A 22,325-nucleotide genomic window follows, 5' to 3' on the forward strand; every position below is an offset into this window, starting at 1 on the left:
TAAGCCTCCAAGATCCTTTAAGAGTTGGAGGCTTATAGTTAAATATAAGTTTAAAGTATTTTAATCGATTTCGCCTACTAATTTTCGCTTATTAACTAAGCAACACCCTCAGCTTCAATGCGATCTACAGGTTCTTTTGCAGCCGGTTGTAGCTCCACATGCTTACCATCCTTATCAGCTTTTTTAGCAAAAAGAATTGGATACAGGAGTATCAACGAACCTAAAATTAAGAGCACTCCGGAAACCGTGAGTACAAAATGATGGCCAGTAACCCTGTAAGCCTCCATTATCTTAGCGGCAACAAGTGCTAGTACGCCCAACACTATGGCTATTACCGCTTTTTTTAATTTTAATTTTCTTACCATGGCTTTTCATTTAAAAATCCTATGATAATACATTCATTAGCTAAAAATGTTTAAGGTTATTTACAAAACTTACCAAACGCCTCAGCAGCTCCAGAAAAGCCAATGCTTTTCGCGATTTGCATATAGTGACAAGCTTTATCAAGATTGTTTTGTTTAAGATAGCATTGCGCAAGGTAAAATTCAGTTTGCCCGTCTACCAAACCGGGATAGCGTAAAGATTTTAATAGATACTCGATAGCACGATCTGTTTGGCCAAGATTATAATAATAATAGCCAATATTTTGCATTACAAATACATTTACGGAGTCTAAACCCAGTCCTTTCTTGTACTCTCGTAATGCTTCCGCATGCTTACCTACCGCAAACAACCGTTGCCCTTCTACCAAAAAATTAAATATTTTGAAATCTCTCTGCCTTCGCACAATTAAACTATCGTTAGAATAATGAACTAATCCAGCAGATATAAATTTCTGAAGACCGCTTCCGCTTAAACCTGCACTTTGCAAACCACTATAAATCAAATCCCAATTTGCATTTTTTCTGTTTACTATGTCAATTGCATGATAGATTTTAAACAATTCTAAAGTGTCTTTTTTAAAAGAAGCTACTTCCACAGCTTTCCTAAAATTCCGTTCAACACTCGGACGCTTATAGAAACTCCTTTTCATGAAAGAATAGGCGCTATCCACTTTACCATTTTCTATGGCGATGTAATACCTTAAAAAATCTGTAGTGGCCAAATAAGGGTTGATTTTATCGGCGCTATCTAAATATTTTTTTGCAATTTCATATCTCTTCTCATAAGTATAATACACTGCAGCATGCTCTACAAACGATTCCGACGTAACTAGTACATTCGGATATTTTGGCTGAAATTTGATAACAGAGTCGCCACTTAATGTGGTAGGCAAGTGTTGTTCAATGTTTGCATTATCTAGTAAGATCGATTTTTCAAGTTGGGACGTTTTAAACCCGTGATAGGTAAAATATATTGGCACAATTGCAAGTAATGCCATTCCTAAAAAAATCTTATTGCCATGATGGATAATTGGTTTTTCGATCTCATGTCTGTTGAAAACTGTAATGATCAACATTATACAGAAACCGATTTTCATTGTTGGCCGGTACATGGGAAAATTAAAAAGCGAATCCGCACCGTAAACGACAAGCAGCGTTAAGGCCAGAAAAGCAAAAAGCTTCGCTTGGTGATCAGCTGATTTTAGAAGTGTTCTAATATTTAATAATAGTACAGCAAAAAACAGGGACAAATAAACCAACCCATTTACAACACCAGTTTCAGCAGCAATTTCCAAAAAATCATTATGCACATGCAGGGAAATATCCAAACCACCTTTAGGTTCATAAGGAATTGACTCTACCCTCCAATTCCCCAACCCTATGCCCGAAACTGGTTTTTCCTTAGCAAAGTTGACAGCATTCTTCCAAAACAACAACCTTAATTTAATCGAACTATCATTGCTGTTGACATCTATTTGTTTTAAACGCTCAGCAGTTGAGGTGTAACGTCCGCCTTTATTATTCCTCTTCAAAATTAAATTTGATGCAAAAAAGGCAGTTGCCATTGGCAGCAAAAAAAATAAAATGACACGAAAAATGGTAGCCTTGTTTGAGCCGTAATTTCTAAAATAAAAGATGACAAAACCAATAAAGATGACCGACAATGAAAGCAATGCAGCCCTAGCGCTAATTAAAAAAATAGGCATGCTTGCAAGTGCTAATGTAGCTGCTAAAAATGATCGTTTCCAACCAGAAAAATGAGCTATACCTACTAAAATGAACGGAATTTTAATGAGCACGCTGGCCGCAAATATATTGATGTTTCCAGTGTTACCCCTTAAATAAGTAGATTCCAACGCCGCTACCAATGACTGGGTTTCTGCGGCCTCCTTTAAACCGATTAATGCTTGCAGGGTTTGAAAAAAAGCACTTACGCCAACTAAAAAAAATAAAGTATAGAATAGGTGTACCCGATTATAAAGTAATACAGCAAGATTTATAAAAACACCAAACACAACCAGTATTTGCACAAAACTAACTGCAAATAATGAAACGTTTTTAGCACCAAATATAGACAGGAAACACAAGGCCATAAACACGAGATAGGCCCAAAAAACATAGCTTTTTTTTATAAAGGAAAGTACGGAGACGCTAAAATAAGTAGGATTTAAATAGACATAGCTAATGACCAGCAAATTTAATGCGGACAAATAAAAAAATTGAGGCGAGATGATTTCGATACTCTTAAAATAGGGCAAAAAATCTATCAACAAATAAGCAATTAAGATCAATATGATCTTTGAATCGGCACTGGACGAACTTGTAAGTTTTTCAGTATTATACTTTAATTGAGGTTGAAAAGCGGTTTTAGTTGACTTTTTCATTTGGTAGGTTTGTCAATTGTATTATCACCAAAGATAATGTTAAAATCAAACCAATAAGTTGTAAAGCAAAGTATAGCAACTTCTTTCTCAAACGCACATCGCTAAAATCGATAAACAGTAATAAAAAGTGCAAAAAAATATTTCATCACTTTTTAATATCACTCGCTTAACACTAGCATTTTTTAATTCTAAAACCGTAACTTTGCAGCCTTTAATTTTTGAGATACTTTATTGATGTATAGGGAATTTAAACAACTAGAACTAGCTAAAATAGGAGAAGAAATACTAGCATTTTGGAAGGAGCAAAATATCTTTGACAAAAGTATTAATAGCCGTCCGAAATCAAAACCTTTTACTTTTTACGAGGGACCACCGTCGGCTAATGGAATGCCTGGTATTCATCACGTAATGGCTCGTGCTATTAAAGATATTTTCTGTCGTTATAAAACTCTAAAAGGCTATCAAGTTAAACGCAAAGGCGGATGGGACACTCATGGCTTACCTATCGAATTGGCGGTAGAGAAAAAGTTAGGTATCGTTAAGGAAGATATCGGCAAGAAAATCTCGGTAGATGAATACAACGCCGCTTGTAAAGAAGAGGTAATGCGTTATACCGATGTTTGGAACGACCTTACCGAGAAAATGGGTTATTGGGTTGATCTGAAAAATCCTTACGTAACTTACGAAAACGAATACATTGAAACTCTTTGGTGGATTTTACAACAATTGTACAATAAAGGTTTACTGTACAAAGGTTACACCATTCAACCTTACTCACCAGCTGCTGGTACAGGTTTAAGCTCACACGAATTGAACCAACCAGGCACTTACCGTGATGTAAGTGACACCACTATTGTAGCCCAGTTCAAGGCAAAAGCAGAAACTTTACCTTCGTTTTTGCAAGGTTTTGGCGCTATTGACATTTTAGCCTGGACCACTACACCTTGGACTTTGCCAAGTAATACCGCTTTAACAGTTGGTCCAAAAATCGACTATGTTTTAGTGAAGACTTTTAACCAATACACCTTTGAGCCTATCAATGTAGTTTTGGCAAAAGCTTTAGTAGGTAAGCAGTTCGGCGGTAAGTTTTTCCTAGCGGAAGATGAAGCAGCCTTTGCTAATTACAAAGCGGAAGACAAGAAAATTCCTTACCAAATTTTAGCCGAATGTAAAGGCGAAGATTTAGTAGGCATCAGATACGAACAATTGTTGCCTTTAGCTACGCCTTACCAAAATGCGGAGCATGCTTTCCGTGTAATTAGCGGTGATTTTGTAACTACTGAAGATGGTACTGGTATTGTTCACACTGCCCCTACTTTTGGTGCTGATGATGCTCGAGTAGCTAAATTGGCTAGCCCTGAAATTCCGCCAATGCTAATTTTGGATGATAAAGGCAATGCTGTTCCTTTGGTTGATTTGCAAGGTAAATTTGTAGCTTCACTAGGTGAGTTTGGTGGCAAATACGTTAAGAACGAATATTATGCAGAAGGCACAGCTCCTGAAAAATCTGTTGATGTAGAGCTTGCAATCCGTTTAAAAGAAGAAAACAAAGCCTTTAAGGTTGAGAAATATGTACACAGTTATCCGCACTGTTGGAGAACTGATAAACCAGTACTTTATTATCCACTAGATAGTTGGTTCATCAAAACTACGGCCGTTAAAGAAAAAATGGCTGATTTGAACAAAACTATCAACTGGAAACCTGAAGCAACGGGTACTGGCCGTTTTGGTAACTGGTTAGAAAACTTGGTAGATTGGAACCTTTCGCGTTCTCGCTATTGGGGTACCCCATTGCCTATTTGGCGTACCGCCGATGGTTTGGAAGAAAAATGTATAGGATCGATTGCAGAGTTGAATGCAGAAATTGCAAAAGCGATCGAAGCAGGTTTGATGCCAGCTGGTTTCGAACTAAAAGATATGCACCGCCCTTATGTAGATGATGTATTTTTAGTATCATCCAAAGGCGAAAAAATGACCCGCGAAACCGACTTAATTGATGTGTGGTTTGACAGCGGCGCCATGCCTTACGCACAATGGCATTTCCCTTTTGAAAACAAGGAAGAATTTGAAAATGCTTATCCTGCAGATTTTATTGCAGAGGGTGTTGACCAAACTCGTGGTTGGTTCTTTACTTTACATGCCATTGCGGTAATGTTAAGCGAAAGCAGCGAAGAAATCAAAGCGATCAACGAACGAGTAAACAATCCTGGCATTGCTTTTAAGAATGTAGTATCAAACGGTTTAGTTTTGGATAAAAACGGTGCTAAAATGTCTAAACGTTTAGGCAACGCGGTTGATCCTTTCAAAACTATAGACACCTACAGTGCTGATGCTACTCGTTGGTACATGATTTCCAACGCATCACCTTGGGATAATTTGAAATTTAACCTAGAAGGATTGGATGAAGTACGCCGTAAATTCTTTGGAACGCTGTACAACACTTATTCTTTCTTCGCTTTATATGCTAATATCGATAAGTTTGAGATAGACTTGAACAATCAAACCCCTATTGCGCAACGCAGCGAATTAGACCGTTGGATTTTATCGTTATTGCAAAACTTAATTGCTGAAGTTGATGAAGCTTATAATACTTACGAGCCAACCAAAGCAGCAAGGGCAATCCAAAACTTTGTTGATGAGCATTTAAGTAACTGGTACATCCGCTTGTCTCGTCGTCGTTTTTGGAAAGGTGAAATGACTGCCGATAAAAAAGCAGCTTACGAAACACTGTACACTTGCTTGGTGAATATCGCACAGCTGATGTCGCCAGTAGCACCGTTTTTCTCAGATTGGTTATACCAAAACCTAACGGAGATTTTGCCAGCTGATGCAAAAGCGGAATCGGTTCATTTAACCATGTGGCCAGAAGCTGATTTAAGCGTGGTAGATAACGCATTGAATGAGCGAATGGAACTAGCGCAAAACATCTCTTCAATGGTGCTTTCGCTTCGTAAAAAAATGGGCATCAATGTGCGCCAGCCTTTGGCAAAAGTGTTGATCCCTATCTTAGATGATAACTTCAAAGATAAGGTTGAGCTAGTAAAGGACTTGATCCTTTCGGAAACCAACATTAAAGAAATATCCTACATTACCGATACCGCGGGTTTTATCAAGAAAAAGGTAAAACCAAACTTCAAAGCTTTAGGAGCAAAAGTTGGCAAGGATATGAAGTTAGTTACCGAAGTGATCAATAAAATGACACAGGAAGAACTAGCGCAATTTGAAAAAGAAGGTACTTTCTCAATACTTAATACGCAATACTCAATACTTCTGAGCGATGTAGAGATTATTGCGGAAGATATCCCAGGATGGCAAGTGACCAACATGGGCAGCTTAACTGTAGCTTTGGATATAAATATTACGCCTGAGTTGAAAAAAGAGGGTTTATCGAGAGAGTTGGTGAACAGAGTGCAAAACCTGCGTAAGGAACTTGGCTTTGAAGTGACTGATAGAATAACGGTAACTTTACAAGAGGATAACCTCGTAGCACCTGCTGTATTGAACAACAAACTGTACATTTGCACCGAAATTTTAGCGGATGATATTATTTTATCAGAAAAAGTGCTAAACGGAAACAAAATAGTGATTGAAGATGTTGAATTGGAAATTTTGATTGCCAAATTATAAACTATATGGGATCCTATCGAAGCTCAATTAAATAGTAAGCGACGTTAGGCTCCATCACCACTAAATTAATAAAGAGATGGAAAAGACTGAAAAAACACGTTACTCAGACAGCGAATTACAGGAATTCAAAGAGCTTATTTTAGAAAAGTTGAAAAGCTCGAGGGAAGAACTTCAAGCACTTACAGCATCGTTGAGCAATCCAAATTCTAACGGTACAGAAGACACCTCTGGAGCCTACAAGACATTGGAAGATGGTTCAGCGACTTTGGAAAAAGAGCAAACTAACCAATTAGCTGCACGCCAGAAAAAATTTATCGACAACCTTGAAGCTGCCTTGGTACGTATCGAAAACAAAACTTACGGTATTTGCAGGGAGACTGGTAAACTAATCCAAAAAGAACGTTTACGTGCAGTACCTCACGCCACTTTAAGTATGGAAGCTAAATTGAAACAAGGTTAATGAAGGGATATACTAAACCTTTACTCTTAATTTTCTTAGTGCTATTGGCGGATCAGGTGTTAAAAACCTGGATCAAAACCAATATGTACATAGGGCAAGAGTATAAAATTATTGGTGAATGGTTTATCATCCACTTCACCGAAAATAATGGAATGGCCTTTGGCTTGGAATTTGGCGGAGAATTCGGAAAACTGGCTTTATCATTATTTAGAATTATTGCAGTTGGCGGTATTGGTTACGGCTTACATTACCTAATTAAGCACAAATACCATCGTGGTTTAATTTTAAATGTGGCGTTAATTTTTGCCGGCGCATTAGGTAATATCATTGATTCTGTATTTTACGGCATAATTTACAAATATGCTGGATTGTTCCATGGCCGTGTAGTAGACATGTTTTACTTTCCAATTTTAAAAGGAACTTTCCCTAAATGGTTTCCTATTTGGGCAGGCGAACCTTTCGAATTTTTCAGGCCTGTTTTCAACTTAGCAGATGCTGCAATATCGGTAGGCGTTATCGCTATTTTCATCTTCCAAAAAACTTACTTTAAGGAAGAAGTTAAGGATGAAATAGGCATCAATAACGAAAGCGTAGAAGACTAATTAGATTGTAGATTGATATCAAACCTCACAGCATTAGTTGTGAGGTTTTTTGTTTGCGCTACGTTTCTGGCGCCACGTCATTGCGAAGCCCCGCCTGCTCCGATAGTTCGGAGAAACAATCCTACGACTATTCTATTAAGATTGCTTCTTGCCTCGCAATGACGTATAGATTAATTGCCTTTTTATGATTTTGAATTTGTATTTTTGATTGAAACACCACATTATGAGAACGATTCAACTAAATATACCTGACGGCTTAGATTTGAAAGATTACGATTTTTCAATGATAATAGCAGCTAAACTTTATGAAGACGCAAAACTTTCAGCAGGTCAAGCAGCTAAAATAGTTGGTTTATCAAAAAGAGCTTTTATTGAAATGTTGGGTAAATATGGTGTTTCAGTCTTCGGTGAAAAGATTTCTGATTTACATTCAGATATAGAAAATGCCTAAGGTTATTATCTCAGATACTAGTACATTAATACTCTTTCACAAAATTGATGAGTTTAATTTATTGCAGAATGTATACGGAGAATTAATCACTACACCTGAAGTTGCGAATGAATTCGGAGAACAGTTACCTGAATGGAGTAAAATCCAGAGTGTATCTGACAAAAAATATCAGATTTTCCTGGAAACGCAAATTGACTGCGGTGAGGCAAGCGCAATCGCATTAGCGTCTGAATTTGAAGATGTTTTATTATTACTTGATGACTTAAAAGCTCGCAAGTTAGCTACCCAACTAAACTTTAAAATTACTGGAGCTCTTGGAATAATACATAAAGCAAATGCAGCTTATTGAAAAAGTAAAGCCCTTAGTTAGTAAATTATTGTTAACAGATTTTAGGATAGCAGACAACATTGTAGATGAGCTTCTAAGGCTACAACGAATAACCTTAAAAGTTAGGAACTTTGCCATGCAAAAATTCACACCCATTATTTTAGTATTAGTCACTTTAAGCCTTTCAAACTTCGCTCAAAAAAGTATCAGCTTATTTAACGGAAAAGATTTAACTGGCTGGCATGCTGATGTTCCCGGAAAAGACAAAAACCCAGATACAGCTGCATCTTTTGTTGTAAGAGATGGGAAATTGGTAAGCATGGGTGACCCTCGTGGGCATTTAATCACTGACGCCAGCTATGGTGACTACCGCTTAGAAGTAGAGTATCGCTTTGCGGGAAAACCTGGAAACTGTGGTGTATTGGTGCATGTTTCTACACCACGTGTGCTATACAAAATGTTCCCAAAATCATTAGAAGTGCAAATGCAACATCTTGACGCTGGTGACTTTTGGTGCATCGGTGAAGATATTACTGTACCGAATATGGAAGAGCGACGGGGACCAAAAACGGAATGGAGCATTGACCAAAAAAAAGGCAGGCGAATTAAAAACCTAACGGATGATTCAGAGAAACCCTTGGGCGAATGGAATACCATGCGAATTGAGTGCTTAAAGGATAAAGTGCGGGTTTGGGTTAATGGCATATTAGTTAACGATGGCTACAATTGTACTGCGGAAAAGGGACAAATTGCGCTGCAAGCTGAAGGTAGCGAAGTTGAATTTAGGAAGTTGCAATTAACACCAATTAAGAAACTAAGTAACTAACCCGTTGGTTGTCAACATTAGCGTATAGTGATCCATAAAAAACGAAAATAATCTGCTCATTTAATGGCATTTGGCTCAGTTTTGGCTTACACCAACAAAATTGTTTATGGATTTAAATGAATCACAACATCTAAATTGTAAACACACAAAATTGAAATATTATGAAACGTTTATTTGCAATTGCGCTTTTAGCGCTAACAACAGCTACTATTAGCTTACACGCTCAACAAGTTGATTTGAGAAAGAAAATTTCGGTTAGCGGCACTGCTGAAACTGAAGTTACTCCAGATATTATTTATATCAACATTTCTTTAAAGGAATATTTAAAGGACGGTAACAGCAAGAAAAAAGTGGACATTACTACTTTGGAAACCCAACTATTTAATGCGGTACAAAAAGCAGGTATTCCAAAAGAAAACTTAACCATCAACAACTTAAGCAGCTGGAACTATGTAACCGATAAAAAGAAAAAGGATCCAGATTTTTTGGCAAGCAAACAATACCGCTTAAAGGTTGCTGATTTAAACAAATTCAATCTGATTTTAGAGAGTATTGATGCTAAAGGTATTGCAAGTACTAACATTGATGGATACGATTACAGCAAAATTGAATCCTTAAAAAAAGAACTGAAAATTAAAGCATTATTGGCCGCTAAAGAAAAAGCTGCCTATATGGTGGAAGCCTTAGGTGATAAATTAGGTAGCGTGCTTGATATACAAGATGTAGGCGACAATGGCGGAATGATGGTTCCTCAGTACAGAAACTACGCCATGAAAGCTGAAACGGCCATGGATGCCGCATCAGCTCCTGAAATTGACTTTAAAAAGATTAAATTAAGCTTTACCGTTAACACCGTTTTTGAGATAAAATAATTTTTTTTGATAATTTTGTGAACCTATCATCGTACATGATGATAGGTTTTTTTATTTAAAAGCAGCGCTAGCCGCTACCAAGAACTCACCTTAATGATTTAAAACCATGAAAAAATTACTTTACAGTTTAGCTTTATTTTTTACGCTCACTACAAGTGCAACTAGCTACGCAACGGCTGCAGAAAAACCAAAGACCGAGTTAACTGCCGAGCAAAAAGCCGAGTTAGACTATATTACTAAACGCGTGGAAGAAATCAAGTCGATGGACAAATCAACTTTGAGTAAATCGGAAAGAAAAGCGCTTAAAAAAGAGGTGAAAGAGCTTAAAAGGAGATCTGATTTCTTAAGTCAAAACGTTACGCTATCACTTGGTGCTATCATTATTATTCTATTGTTGTTGATCTTGATCCTTTAATTTTTTCTCATCAGATAGTGGTACGCAGAACAATTTTTTAACAATGGTTGTTATAGCTACGTAAAACTTAAAATTATACTGATGAAAAAGATTATTTATCCGCTATTATTAGTGTGTACACTAATGTTTAATTTCAATTTCGCCTATGCAAATGATGATAAGTCGAAAGCTAAAGAACTTACCACCGAGCAACGTGCAGAGTTAAACAGAATTATTTCCAGGGTTGAAGAAATTAAAGCCATGGACAAATCAAAACTAAGCAGAGAAGAGAAAAAGGAACTTCGCAAAGAGCTTAAAGAGATGAAGAAAAAAGCGAACTCAATGAGTGGCGGCGTTTATTTATCTGTTGGCGCAATCATCATCATTATCTTATTATTGATTTTGATCCTTTAGGAAACAAAAAAACCCAGAACATTCTGGGTTTTTTTGTTTTTATCGACCTTAGTCGATCATATCAAATCCGGTATATTTCACTAAAGCCTCCGGAATTTTAATTCCGTTTTCAGTTTGGTAATTTTCTAAAATTGAGGCAACAATACGAGGTAGCGCCAAAGCACTGCCATTAAGCGTATGTGCCAATTGCGTTTTGCCTTCTTTGCCCTTGAATCTTAATTTCAAGCGGTTACTCTGGTAAGTTTCAAAGTTCGACACCGACGAAACTTCCAACCAACGCTGCTGAGCGGCACTCCACACTTCCATATCATAAGTCATAGCACTAGTGAAGCCCATATCACCGCCGCACAAGCGTAGTACACGGTAATGCAAACCAAGCTCTTTTAACAACGATTGTACGTACTGGCTCATGTCTTCCAAAGTTTCGTAAGACTTGTCAGGATGTGTAATTTGAACTACTTCAACCTTGTCGAATTGATGTAAACGGTTTAAACCACGTACATGCGCACCATAAGAACCTGCTTCCCTACGGAAACAAGGTGTATATCCGGTATTTTTAACTGGCAAATCTTCTTCCTTCAAAATTACATCACGGTACAAATTGGTTACAGGAACCTCAGCAGTTGGGATCAAATAAAGATCGTCTACACCAACGTGGTACATCTGTCCTTCTTTATCAGGCAATTGCCCTGTACCAAAACCAGAAGCAGCATTAACTAAATGAGGAACTTGCATTTCTTTATATCCAGCAGCAGTAGCATGATCTAAAAAGAAATTGATCAAAGCACGTTGCAATCTCGCCCCTTTACCTTTGTAAACAGGAAAGCCGGCTCCAGTAATTTTTGTTCCTAATTCAAAATCGATGATTTCATATTTGGCAGCTAACTCCCAGTGTGGCAAAGCATTTTCAGGCAAAGCCGATGGATCACCGTGGGTATAAACTACTTCGTTATCATCAGCTGTGCTACCAGCTTTTACCAAATGATATGGTAAGTTAGGCAATTGCACAATAAGTGATTGCTGTTGCTCTTCCAAAGCAGTAAGCTGCTCGTTCAACTGCTTAATTTTCTCCTTATGAGATGCAGTATTTGCTTTTACAGCCTCGGCTTCATCTTTCTTGCCATTACGCATTAGCTCACCAATTTGTTTGGCAGCAGTATTTGCTTCAGCTTGTAAACTATCCAAAGAGGACTGTGTAGATCGGCGTTCTTCATCAACAGCGATGATTTGATCTACCAATTCTACCTGTTTAAAGTTACGAACGCTCAAACGCTCTAAAACTTTCTCTCTATTTTCACGGATATAGTTAACTTGCAGCATTATTTATAATTTTTGACAAAGATAATAAGAGTTTTCAGTTTTCAGTTGGCAGTTTTAAATCGGCTTATCTCAATACTCAATACTCAATACTATGCAGGGAAAGCTTTATATCGTACCTACACCTATCGGCAACTTGGAAGATATGACTTTTAGGGCCATCAGGATTTTGAAAGAGGTGGATTTGATTTTGGCAGAAGATACTCGTACGAGCGCTCCTTTGTTGAAGCACTTTGGCATTGACAAGCGAGTTTTTGCTCATCACCAGCATAATGAACATAAAGCTACAGCAGAGATCATCAAGTTTTTGAAGGACGGAAAAAATATTGCTTTAATTTCTGATGCAGGCACTCCTGCCATTTCCGATCCTGGCTTTTTCTTAGTTCGCGAAGCGATAAAGGAGCAGTTTGAAGTTTGCTGCTTGCCTGGCGCTACTGCTTTTGTTCCAGCATTGGTGAACTCGGGCTTACCTAATGATCAATTTATTTTTGAAGGATTTTTACCTGTAAAAAAAGGTCGCCAAACACGATTAAAAATACTTGCCGAGGAAGAAAGGACCATGATTTTTTATGAAAGTCCGCACCGGTTGCTGAAAACCTTGGCCGAATTTGCGGAGTTTTTTGGGGAAGATAGACAAGTTTGCGTAAGTAGAGAATTGAGTAAAATGTACGAAGAAAATGTTCGTGGCACAGTTATGGAAGTAAAATCACACTTTGAAAACAATATTTTAAAAGGAGAATTCGTAATTTGTGTTGGTGGAAATGAGAAAAAGGACAGAAGAATGAAGAATAAAGATAAGTATGGAAAAGTTGATAGTTAGGGATAGCTGTGGTCATGCTGAATTTATTTCAGCATCCGCTAGTAAGACAATAGTTATTATAAACTGATGCTGAAATAAATTTAGCATGAAGAAAAAAAAATAAAAATGGTACGTGGTGGAAGCGTTTACATTTTAACAAACTATGACAATGAGGTACTTTATATTGGCGTAACATCTGATTTACTTGCAAGGATTGTTGAGCATAAAGAGAAATATTATCCAAGCTCATTTACATCAAAATACAATTGTTATAAATTGGTTTATTATGAGCATTTCATTAGTATTGAAGAAGCCATAATTAAGGAAAAACAGCTCAAAAACTGGAAAAGACAATGGAAAATAAATCTAATCCATAATTTTAATCCCGATTGGGAAGATTTATTTTACAAATTAGATGAACAAAACTAGACACCCCGTCATGCTGAATTTATTTCAGCATCGGCTATATTTAAACTCTTGTAAAACTGATGCTGAAATAAATTCAGCATGACGAAACTCCTAATTAAGCAAAATATATAAGGACAATACTGAATAATATTAAACCATGATTAACATCGATAGATTTTTGGCAGACGAGCAAGACCCGAAAGCCGTAGAAAAAGTAGCTGGTAAATTAAATGACCTACTTACCAGCGGCGAAGAGATTTTATACTTAGCAGTACAAAAAAAACCAGCGGTAAACTTATTGCCCGATTGCATTGCCATCAGCAATAAAAGAATTTTTTACTGCTCACCAAGCAATTTGGGCTTAACCATGAACTTTAAGGACATCTCTTGGAAGAACATTAAAGAGGTTTCTTTTAAAGAAGGTCTATTGGGATCAAAGTTCATTTGTGTACCACAATCGGGAGAAAATATTGTTACCGATTTTATTCCGAAAGTACAAGTAAGAAAATTACATCAGGCGGCAAACCAGCAGCTCGAAGAGTACAAAGAAATGTTACGTCAACAGAAGTTAGAAGAAAATCGTGCTTCTGCGTCGTCATTCACTGTTCCTGCACCTGTAATTGACTTGCCAATTGAGGAAGCTGTTTTAATTCCGGAAGTAATTCAACCTGAAATAAGTAAGGAAGATGAAGTTGAGCAGAAACTAATTAAGCTTAAAGGTTTATATGACAAGCAGTTGATTACCAGAGAAGAGTATGAACACAAAAAAGCCGCAATTTTAGATAGCATGTAATCAGCTTATCCGTCACCCTGAATTTATTTTACTGCGTAGCTTTCCGCTTCGCTATAGGTCAGGGTCGGTTTTGCTAACGGATGCTGAAATAAATTCAGCATAACGATGTCGAAAAGACACTAATAATGACAAAAAAAACGACTTTTTTAGCACTTTCGAGTGCACTACTAATGTGGTTGGCTTGGCCACCACATACTTGGTTGGCACCACTACTATTTATTGGTTTGGTGCCGTTACTCATAGCACTTAAGCAGGTGATAACCACTTCCGACACAAAAACTGGGAAGAAGGTATTTCTTACCGCAGGTCTTACTTTTTTAGTATGGAATACCGCCTCAATTTACTGGGTTTTTAACTCCATAAATGCAGTAAACAGTGGCTTTATTGGAGCAATCATTTCCTTGCTGGTTTCTTTGATTCCCTACGGATTGGGTGCCTTTTTAATGACATCAGCCTTTTGGCTTTATTACCGATTTAGCACCTACACCAACAATAAAATTATTGCCTATGTTGCACTCATTGCTTTTTACATTAGCTTGGAGTACTTGCACCAAACTTGGGATTTAGCTTTCCCATGGATGACATTAGGAAATGGTTTTGCAGGCCTTCATCAAGCCGTTCAATGGTACGAGTTTACCGGAGTTTACGGTGGCTCTTTATGGATTTTGCTGAGCAACATCATTGCTTTTGAAGCTTACCTGCAGCTCAAAACACAAAAAAAATATCTGTTAACTGGAATTTGGGTGCTTTTGTTAGCGTTACCAATTAGCTATTCCATTTATCGCTATCAAAATTATACGGAGAAAAATGTACCCGTAAATGTGGTAGCGGTACAGCCAAATATTGATCCTTACGAAAAATACGGATCTACCTCTGCCTACGAACAGTTACAAATCCTTACCCATCTCTCAGATTCTGTTGGGCAAACTAATACAGAATATTTTATTTGGCCTGAAACTGCTATTCCAAATTATGCAGATGAAGAACGAATTAGAGGGAACAGCGATTTTATTGCAGCTCAGCAGTTCTTATCAAAATATAAAAACGGAACTTTAATTACAGGGATCGAAAGCGTACGGTATTATAACGACAAACGTACTTTATCAGCTAAAGTAAATCCTGATGGTGGATACTACGACAATTACAACGCGGCAGTACAAATTGAAAACTCTGCTAACGTTGCATTTTATCATAAATCTAAATTGGTTCCAGGAGTTGAAAAGATGCCATTTCCTAAAGTGTTTTCATTTTTAGGGCCTGTTTTTGCAAAACTAGGCGGCAGTGTTTCTGGTTGGGGCTGGCAAGAAGAACCAGGGGTTTTTTATGCTTACAGCGGAATAGGTGTAGCACCGGTAATTTGCTACGAGTCCATCTGGGGCGATTGGGTAGCTGGCTCGATAAAACAAGGTGCGCAATTCATCGCCGTGATTACAAATGACGGCTGGTGGGGAAACACCTCGGGAAAAGACCAGCACTTTTTATACGCAAAGCTACGTTCTATCGAGACGAGAAGATATGTGGTTCGATCTGCTAATACTGGCATTTCTGGTTTTATCAATCAGCGTGGTGATATAGTTCAGCAATCTAAGTGGTGGACTAGAACTGCGCTAAAGGCAGATATCAACCTCAATGATGAAATAACCTTTTACGTTAAAAACGGCGATTATATCGCAAAGATATGTGTAGGTTTAGCTTTATTGGCGGCTGCATTTCTTCTCTTGAAAAAATGGATTTTAAAATAATTGGAGCAGTAAAATGATACTTTTGTTGGTTCAAAGACAAAAAATAAAATGATGATTAAAAATAGAGGTTCGTTAAATTTCTTTTTCCTGTTGGTAATTGTTGCGCTAAACCTAGGCTGCGACCAGGTATCAAAAATTATAGTTCGAAAAAATCTAGTTCCATACGAACAAATTACCGTCATTAAAGATCATTTCATTTTAACAAAAGTGGAGAATACTGGCGCTTTTTTAAGTGCCGGAAGCAACCTGCCTAACTTCATCAGAACCTTGACACTTACCATTTTACCTGTATTGGTTTTAGGCTACGGTTTTTGGTTTATATATAGCCACCGAAACTTGCCGAGGCTGATGCAAGTAGGTATTTGTTTTCTAATTGGTGGAGGTATTGGCAATATCTACGACAGAATTGTACATGGATCGGTAACTGATTTTATGCACATGGATTTTATACTTTTTAGGACTGGTATATTCAACTTAGCTGATGTTTCTATTATGACCGGCATCGGCCTGCTGCTAGTTAATAATTTGATGGCATCCAAAGCTAGAAGAGAAATGGAAGAAGAAGAAGAAGAAGAGTTAGCGACTGATCAAAGAGAGCACTAGAACTAAACGCTGGCATTTTGGTTTTTCACATCGAAAGCATCGCGTAAGCCAATAGCGATTAGGTTGAAAGCATACACCGTTAACATAATGGCCAAGCCTGGCAATACCGCTAAATAAGCAGCATCCATAATGATGTAACCGTAGTGTTCTTTAATCATTGTACCCCAACTAGGCATTGGCGGCTGGGCACCAAATCCTAGGAAGCTTAGACCAGTTTCTAATAAAATAGCCGAGGCAAAATTAGCCGATGCAACCACCAGAATTGGTCCGGCGATGTTAGGTAAAATGTGTCGGATAATCGTTCTACTGTTAGAAAATCCCAATGCTTTAGCCGCTTCTACAAATTCTACCTGCTTTAATGCCATCACTTGGCCACGTACCAAACGGGCAACATCTACCCATGTGGATAAACCAACGGCAATAAATATCTGCCAAAAACCTTTACCCAAAGCAAATGAAATAGCTATTACGAGTAGCAACGAAGGCAAAGACCATATTACATTCATAAACCAACTTACAACGGCATCAATTTTTCCTCCAAAATAACCTGCAACAGCTCCCAACCCTACGCCAATAAGCATCGAAATTATAACAGCCATTAAACCTACCGACAGCGATACCCGTACTCCCAAGATAAGTCTGCTCAACATATCTCTACCATACATATCGGTACCTAGCCAAAAGGTTTGTTTGTATACATTTTCGCCAGCAATTAATGGATAAACCTGCTCTTCCGACTGTTCGTCGTCGCCAATATATTCTTTAGCAAAAACTTTCTTACCCACTATACGATAAGAGGTGATAGGAATGCTTTTGAAATTAGCCCCTTGTCCGTAAAGCATCTTTTCAAAAAAGTTAACTTGCCTAATCTTATCGTTTCTGCTAATTATTAAGAACTGAAAGGTGCGACCAGGTTTTTTATTGCTTAACTGCAGGTTCATGGTATTGGCATAGGGTGTTTGGTCGGGCGTAATTAAATAGCCTAATATGCCAACAACCACTAAAAAAACGATGAAAATTAAACCTATTAATGCGAATGTATTGCGTTTAAATTTTTTCCAAACTTTTGCAGACTGTGTATGATTTGCCATTTTATTTTACCATTCGGCCTTTCCAATTGTATTTTCCTGAATTTCCTGCAATGCCAATATAAATAAAGTAGATGACATGCAGAACATTTAATAATGGCAGCAATAACAATAGCGACTTACGCTTGAAAAAGCCCATCATCTTGTAAAGAAAAACAAATTCTACCAATAATTTAGAAATAATTTGAAACAATAAGAATGGCAAAAATCCATCAAAAAAAACACAAAGAATAGCATTTGATACGATACTTACGTTAAATAGCCAAATGCTTACACCAAGTATAATTACTGACTTATCTTTATACCTCGTACTTTTTGATGCCCATCGCTTACGCTGTTGTATAAATTCCTTTAAGGTAGGCTTGGCGTGTGTGTAAACAACAGCATCTTTGCTTTTTAAAAACCCTATCTTATCACCATAAACTGCAGCCATTTTATGAAGAAGCAGCTCATCATCTCCAGAAGCCAGATCATCTATACCTGTGAATCCTCCTACATCAAAAAAAGCCTTCTTTTCATAGGCCAAATTAGCGCCGTTGCAAGTACTCGGATTTTTATTACCAATTGTGGAAGCCCCTAAACCAATGAGGTAGGCAAACTCCAACGACTGAAGTCTTTCGAAAATATCCTTCTCTTCATCGTAAGCCACTGGCGAAGAAATCATCTTATAACCATGCTCTTCATAGTACCCCACTACAGTTTCCAACCAGTTACGACCCATCCTACAATCTGCATCTGTAGTAACAATTAAACTCCCCACAGCCTCGCCTATGGCCCTTTGTATCGCCATTTTTTTATACGAATTAAGCGCCTGAGGTTCATTTAACTGGATAAGCTTAACGCCAGGATAACTATTAACTATCTCTGCAGTGCGGTCTATAGAATGATCATCAATGATAATCAACTCGAAAAGTTCTTTAGGATAATTTTGAGCTAATACATCGTCTATTGTTTTAGCAATTTTATCTTCTTCATTACGAGCAGCAATAATGATGGAAACACGGGTTTTAAGTTTGCTTGGCGTGACGCTATAATACTTTATTTTGGCCCATCCAGCGATAAATGTAATTACCACAAAAATGTAGATGAACGTAAGGAAAACAGAGAAGTAGCTAATTGCGCTGATTATTTCCAAAGAAGTTAAGTTTAAATACAAAATATGAGCCTAAGATAGCAGGAATTATGATATTGAGTAGCCAAATGCTGGTAATGCAGGCCACAACGGCAGTTTTTTCAGTGGTGATGTAATTGAAAAAAAACAGGGCGGTAAAACTTCTAACTCCCCAGTCCAACAAATCTAATGACGGCAAAATTGATTGCACAAAAAACAAAATAGGCACAAACAACAAGATGTCCATCACCTGTAAACTGGGAATAAGCCATAAAAACATCAAAACATACTGCGATGTAAATACTGCGTATCTGGCTAAACAAAACAACAGAATTGAAGACAATTCCTCTTTGCTGTATCTTGCTAAAACTGAATAAAATTTATGGTACTTGCGAGTAAATTTGAAAGAGAGTAAAAGATTATTTAGCCACTTAATGTTGAAATAAAATATGACAAAGAAAACGACAAATGCCGCGGAAGCGACACATAGCAACGCAAATAACGAAATAGAAATAGGAATGAAACGGTACACAAAAACACATACCGCTATGGCCCCAAATACGTTGGTTAGCACTAACTGACCGATATTACCTACGGCCATGGCTACTACACCTACAACTCTCCGCTTAGGCGAAAGAAAAAAAACACGCCCTCCAAATTCTCCCAATCTATTCGGTGTAAAAACAGCCCATGTCAATCCACAAAAAACTGATTCAACAGCTCTCCACAGGCTAATTTTCTCAACCCGTTCAATTAACTTTTGCCATTTGCCGGCTTCTAGTCCCCAATTAAGTAACATTAGTAAAAAGGCGCTTCCTAGTACGAGGAAAATTTCTTTGGCCGGAATGTTATGAATCAGATTGATGAAATCCTGAAGATTGCCACGCTGTGTTAATTTTTTATAAATGAACCAAAAGGCAAAAGCAACTACGGCAATTTTAATAATATTGGTAAGTATCTTCTTATAATTTGGACTCACAACGCTGCTTTTGGTGTGTGCAAATATGGTTAATCTAGTTGAGTTAGGCATAAAAAACGCGGTGTAAATTTACATTAACAACAATTGCGCAAATAAGTTCTACTTTTGTGTTATGCTGACTGAAAAAAAGGAACGTATAATATTAGGCGTTGACCCTGGAACTGCCATTATGGGCTATGGAGTGATTTTAGAGAAGGGAAACAAAATGGAACTGTTAAGTATGGGTGTGGTTCGCATGGATTATTTAGATGATCACTTCCTTAAGCTACAGCGAATTTTCGAAAAAACGATTGGCCTAATTGATAGCTATAAACCTGATGCCCTCGCTATTGAAGCTCCCTTTTATGGCAAAAACATTCAGGTGATGCTGAAGTTAGGTAGGGCCCAAGGCATTGCAATGGCCGCAGCACTATCACGCAATATCCCAGTAACTGAGTATGCTCCCCGCAAAATAAAGCAATCGATTACGGGCAAGGGAACGGCAAGTAAGGAACAGGTGGCAGCTATGTTGCAACGTTTATTAAACTTTAATGAAACTCCCGAATTTTTGGATGCTACTGATGGTTTAGCCGTAGCAGTTTGCCATTCGTTCCAAAAAATTCCAACCAGTGGTGGCAGAAGCAAAACATATACAGGTTGGGAAGCCTTTGTAAGCGACAATAAAAAAAGGGTGAAGTAGCTTAATTTTTATGTAAAGCTTTCTTCGGAAAAACTAACGATGCGATGATGCTCAAAGCTAAAATAGCTACAATTACAATCAGTGAATGTTCCGTAGTGAATCCCCAGGCTTTAAGGTAGCCATGTGCTAACATTTTCACGCCGATGAAAGTTAGCAATACAGCTAATCCAGTTTTTAGATAGTGGAATTTATGGATGATATTCACTAACAAAAAGAACATGGAACGCAATCCCATAATGGCGAAGATATTGGAAAAGAAGACGATGTAAGCATCTTTAGTTACCGCAAAAATTGCTGGGATGGAATCTACTGCAAAAATGAGATCGGTAAACTCAACGATTAGCAAAACCAAAAATAACGGCGTAATGTATCGTTTACCGTGAATTTTATGGAAGAAATTTTTGCCTTCATATTTCGGATGGATCTTAAAAAATCTTGAAGCAAACTTTACAACAGGGTGATTTTCAGGATCGATTTTATCATCTTCCTCTTTTGAAAAGAACATTTTAACTCCAGTAAAAACTAGAAAGGCACCAAATAAGTACAATATCCAATCGAAACGTGTGATTAACGCTGCTCCCACGAAAATGAATATAAAGCGCATAATAATTGCGCCTAATATGCCCCAAAACAACACTCGATGATAATATTTCTCAGGAACAGAAAATGCAGAGAAAATAAGTACTATAACAAAGATATTGTCAACCGAAAGGGCATATTCAACTACATATCCAGTCAAAAATTCGATGCCTAAATTTTGACGGTATACCTGTAAACTGGCTTCGAAATTACCCGGGATAATACTGATAGGATGTTTATGCGCCTTTATCACCTCTTGCAAACGAGCCATGCTATCAATGCCATGCAAGTAATCGCCTTTTAAAACCAATAGCAAATAAAAACTCAAAGCAAATACTACCATGATAAAACTCATGATGCCTGCCTGTTTTAGGCTTACTACATGTTCTCTTTTGCTAAAAAGCCCTAAATCTAAGGCTAGGATAAATACGATGAAAAGTAGAAATCCGCCAATGAATAATAATTCGTGCGACATTATTTTTTACGTTCTGTTGTATATTTTACCAATTGCTGTAACCCTGTTTTGGCATCACCGTCTGGAAACGAGTCTAAGACAGCGAAGGCTTTATTTTGGTATTCGAGCATTTTTTGATTCGCATAATGAACCCCCTCGTTGGCATTTACAAAATCAATGATCTCTTGTATCTTTTTTGGATCATCGTTATGGTTTTTTACCAAATTGATAACTCTTTTACGTTCACTTTTCTCTACTCTATTAAGCGCATAAATCAATGGTAGGGTTACCTTTTTTTCCTTAATGTCAATTCCTAAAGGTTTTCCCACATCATCAGTTCCAAAGTCAAATGTATCATCCTTAATTTGAAATGCAATCCCGACCAACTCACCAAATAACCGCATTTTTTCTACGTCCGATTCGGAAGCACCAGTTGAGGCAGCCCCACATGCACAGCAAGATGCAATAAGAGAGGCGGTTTTCTGACGGATTACATTGAAATACAGCTCTTCGCTTATGTCCATCCTGCGCACTTTCTCTACTTGCAAAAGCTCACCTTCGCTCATTTGCTGCACTGCTTCTGACACTATCTTCAACAATTGAAATTCGTTGTTGTTTACCGAAAGTAGCAATCCTTTAGACAGTAAATAATCACCTACTAAAACTGCTATTTTGTTTTTCCAAAGTGCATTGATGGAAAAAAAACCTCGTCGCTCGTAGGCATTATCAACCACATCATCGTGCACCAAAGTGGCAGTGTGCAAAAGCTCAACCAAAGCAGCACCACGATGCGTTGATTCAACAATACCTCCACAAAGTTTTGCAGCAAAAAAAACGAACATAGGTCGCATTTGCTTTCCCTTACGCTTTACAATGTAATGAGTAATTCGGTTCAACAAAGGCGCACTGCTTTGCATCGAGTCCTTGAATTTTATTTCAAAGGCATCAATTTCTGCTGCAATAGGTTGCTTTATTCGATCTATTTGAGACATTGACAAAAATGTGTTTGCAAACTTAGTTGAATTTCTATTA

The 22,325-nt window shown here is 37.6% G+C and carries 23 protein-coding genes; 15 read left to right on the forward strand and 8 right to left on the reverse strand.

Annotated elements, in window-relative coordinates; all coding sequences use genetic code 11:
* Window positions 1–95: 95 nt before the first annotated feature.
* On the reverse strand, window positions 96–365 hold the full coding sequence (locus ACY2A0_RS05055; RefSeq protein WP_461788467.1) for an isoleucyl-tRNA synthetase: 270 nt from the start codon (window positions 363–365) through the stop codon (window positions 96–98).
* Between the two features lie 56 nt (window positions 366–421).
* The gene (locus ACY2A0_RS05060; protein WP_461788468.1) at window positions 422–2,767 is read right to left on the reverse strand and encodes an O-antigen ligase family protein; all 2,346 of its coding nucleotides are present in this window, start codon (window positions 2,765–2,767) and stop codon (window positions 422–424) included.
* Between the two features lie 234 nt (window positions 2,768–3,001).
* Here ACY2A0_RS05060 and ileS point away from each other — a divergent pair, with 234 nt between their 5' ends.
* From ileS to ACY2A0_RS05105, 9 genes are all read left to right on the forward strand, one after another.
* Complete coding sequence (gene ileS, locus ACY2A0_RS05065; RefSeq protein ID WP_461788469.1) at window positions 3,002–6,394, forward strand: isoleucine--tRNA ligase; 3,393 nt, start codon at window positions 3,002–3,004, stop codon at window positions 6,392–6,394.
* 76 nt (window positions 6,395–6,470) lie between these two features.
* Window positions 6,471–6,854, forward strand: a complete 384-nt coding sequence (locus ACY2A0_RS05070; RefSeq protein ID WP_113636658.1) for a TraR/DksA family transcriptional regulator — start codon at window positions 6,471–6,473, stop codon at window positions 6,852–6,854.
* Window positions 6,854–7,456, forward strand: coding sequence for a lipoprotein signal peptidase (locus ACY2A0_RS05075; RefSeq protein ID WP_461788470.1), 603 nt, complete (start codon window positions 6,854–6,856; stop codon window positions 7,454–7,456). The genes ACY2A0_RS05070 and ACY2A0_RS05075 overlap by 1 nt, the downstream gene beginning before the upstream one ends.
* 223 nt (window positions 7,457–7,679) lie before the next feature.
* Window positions 7,680–7,907, forward strand: coding sequence for a UPF0175 family protein (locus tag ACY2A0_RS05080; RefSeq protein ID WP_461788471.1), 228 nt, complete (start codon window positions 7,680–7,682; stop codon window positions 7,905–7,907).
* Window positions 7,900–8,256, forward strand: a complete 357-nt coding sequence (locus ACY2A0_RS05085; protein WP_461788472.1) for a DUF3368 domain-containing protein — start codon at window positions 7,900–7,902, stop codon at window positions 8,254–8,256. The genes ACY2A0_RS05080 and ACY2A0_RS05085 overlap by 8 nt, the downstream gene beginning before the upstream one ends.
* A complete protein-coding gene (locus ACY2A0_RS05090) occupies window positions 8,243–9,061 on the forward strand; it encodes a family 16 glycoside hydrolase (RefSeq protein WP_461788473.1) in 819 nt (272 codons plus the stop codon). Before ACY2A0_RS05085 ends, ACY2A0_RS05090 begins: the two co-directional genes overlap by 14 nt.
* 161 nt (window positions 9,062–9,222) lie before the next feature.
* Window positions 9,223–9,933, forward strand: coding sequence for an SIMPL domain-containing protein (locus tag ACY2A0_RS05095; RefSeq protein ID WP_461788474.1), 711 nt, complete (start codon window positions 9,223–9,225; stop codon window positions 9,931–9,933).
* A 106-nt stretch (window positions 9,934–10,039) separates the two neighbouring features.
* Window positions 10,040–10,348, forward strand: a complete 309-nt coding sequence (locus ACY2A0_RS05100; protein WP_461788475.1) for an OmpH/Skp family outer membrane protein — start codon at window positions 10,040–10,042, stop codon at window positions 10,346–10,348.
* Window positions 10,349–10,429: 81 nt separating this feature from the next.
* Entirely contained in the window at window positions 10,430–10,741 is a 312-nt protein-coding gene (locus ACY2A0_RS05105) for a hypothetical protein (RefSeq protein WP_461791280.1), read from the forward strand.
* A 48-nt stretch (window positions 10,742–10,789) separates the two neighbouring features.
* Here the strand turns inward: ACY2A0_RS05105 and serS are convergent, their stop codons facing one another.
* Window positions 10,790–12,061, reverse strand: coding sequence for a serine--tRNA ligase (gene serS / locus ACY2A0_RS05110; RefSeq protein ID WP_461791281.1), 1,272 nt, complete (start codon window positions 12,059–12,061; stop codon window positions 10,790–10,792).
* Between the two features lie 91 nt (window positions 12,062–12,152).
* Here serS and rsmI point away from each other — a divergent pair, with 91 nt between their 5' ends.
* The 5 genes from rsmI (at window position 12,153) to lspA (ending at window position 16,403) form a co-directional block, all read left to right on the forward strand.
* Entirely contained in the window at window positions 12,153–12,878 is a 726-nt protein-coding gene (rsmI, locus tag ACY2A0_RS05115; protein WP_461788478.1) for a 16S rRNA (cytidine(1402)-2'-O)-methyltransferase, read from the forward strand.
* Window positions 12,879–12,983: 105 nt separating this feature from the next.
* On the forward strand, window positions 12,984–13,286 hold the full coding sequence (locus ACY2A0_RS05120; RefSeq protein ID WP_461788479.1) for a GIY-YIG nuclease family protein: 303 nt from the start codon (window positions 12,984–12,986) through the stop codon (window positions 13,284–13,286).
* Between the two features lie 136 nt (window positions 13,287–13,422).
* Window positions 13,423–14,058: a PH domain-containing protein gene (locus tag ACY2A0_RS05125; RefSeq protein WP_461788480.1), complete on the forward strand. Its 636-nt coding sequence runs from the start codon at window positions 13,423–13,425 to the stop codon at window positions 14,056–14,058.
* A 125-nt stretch (window positions 14,059–14,183) separates the two neighbouring features.
* A complete protein-coding gene (lnt, locus tag ACY2A0_RS05130) occupies window positions 14,184–15,800 on the forward strand; it encodes an apolipoprotein N-acyltransferase (RefSeq protein ID WP_461788481.1) in 1,617 nt (538 codons plus the stop codon).
* Window positions 15,801–15,848: 48 nt separating this feature from the next.
* Window positions 15,849–16,403 carry a signal peptidase II gene (lspA, locus tag ACY2A0_RS05135; RefSeq protein ID WP_461788482.1) on the forward strand — a complete coding sequence of 185 codons (555 nt, stop codon included), beginning with the start codon at window positions 15,849–15,851 and terminating at the stop codon, window positions 16,401–16,403.
* A gap of 2 nt (window positions 16,404–16,405) precedes the next feature.
* On the opposite strand, the gene ACY2A0_RS05140 is transcribed toward lspA, so the two are convergent.
* From ACY2A0_RS05140 to ACY2A0_RS05150, 3 genes are read right to left on the reverse strand one after another with little or no spacing between them, the layout of a single operon-like run.
* A complete protein-coding gene (locus tag ACY2A0_RS05140) occupies window positions 16,406–17,494 on the reverse strand; it encodes an ABC transporter permease (RefSeq protein ID WP_461791282.1) in 1,089 nt (362 codons plus the stop codon).
* A 1-nt stretch (window position 17,495) separates the two neighbouring features.
* Window positions 17,496–18,626 (reverse strand): glycosyltransferase family 2 protein, encoded by a 1,131-nt coding sequence (locus ACY2A0_RS05145; protein WP_461788484.1) that lies wholly within the window; start codon window positions 18,624–18,626, stop codon window positions 17,496–17,498.
* Window positions 18,604–19,581 (reverse strand): hypothetical protein, encoded by a 978-nt coding sequence (locus ACY2A0_RS05150; protein WP_461791035.1) that lies wholly within the window; start codon window positions 19,579–19,581, stop codon window positions 18,604–18,606. The genes ACY2A0_RS05145 and ACY2A0_RS05150 overlap by 23 nt, the downstream gene beginning before the upstream one ends.
* Before the next feature lie 112 nt (window positions 19,582–19,693).
* Between ACY2A0_RS05150 and ruvC the strand changes: the two genes are divergently transcribed.
* Complete coding sequence (gene ruvC / locus ACY2A0_RS05155; RefSeq protein WP_461788485.1) at window positions 19,694–20,260, forward strand: crossover junction endodeoxyribonuclease RuvC; 567 nt, start codon at window positions 19,694–19,696, stop codon at window positions 20,258–20,260.
* Window position 20,261: 1 nt separating this feature from the next.
* On the opposite strand, the gene ACY2A0_RS05160 is transcribed toward ruvC, so the two are convergent.
* Window positions 20,262–21,314, reverse strand: coding sequence for a TerC family protein (locus ACY2A0_RS05160; RefSeq protein ID WP_461788486.1), 1,053 nt, complete (start codon window positions 21,312–21,314; stop codon window positions 20,262–20,264).
* Window positions 21,314–22,285 carry a polyprenyl synthetase family protein gene (locus ACY2A0_RS05165; protein WP_461788487.1) on the reverse strand — a complete coding sequence of 324 codons (972 nt, stop codon included), beginning with the start codon at window positions 22,283–22,285 and terminating at the stop codon, window positions 21,314–21,316. The genes ACY2A0_RS05160 and ACY2A0_RS05165 overlap by 1 nt, the downstream gene beginning before the upstream one ends.
* Window positions 22,286–22,325: the final 40 nt, after the last annotated feature.

It is taken from the genome of Pedobacter sp. (genome assembly GCF_965249885.1).
Lineage (GTDB): Bacteria > Bacteroidota > Bacteroidia > Sphingobacteriales > Sphingobacteriaceae > Pedobacter.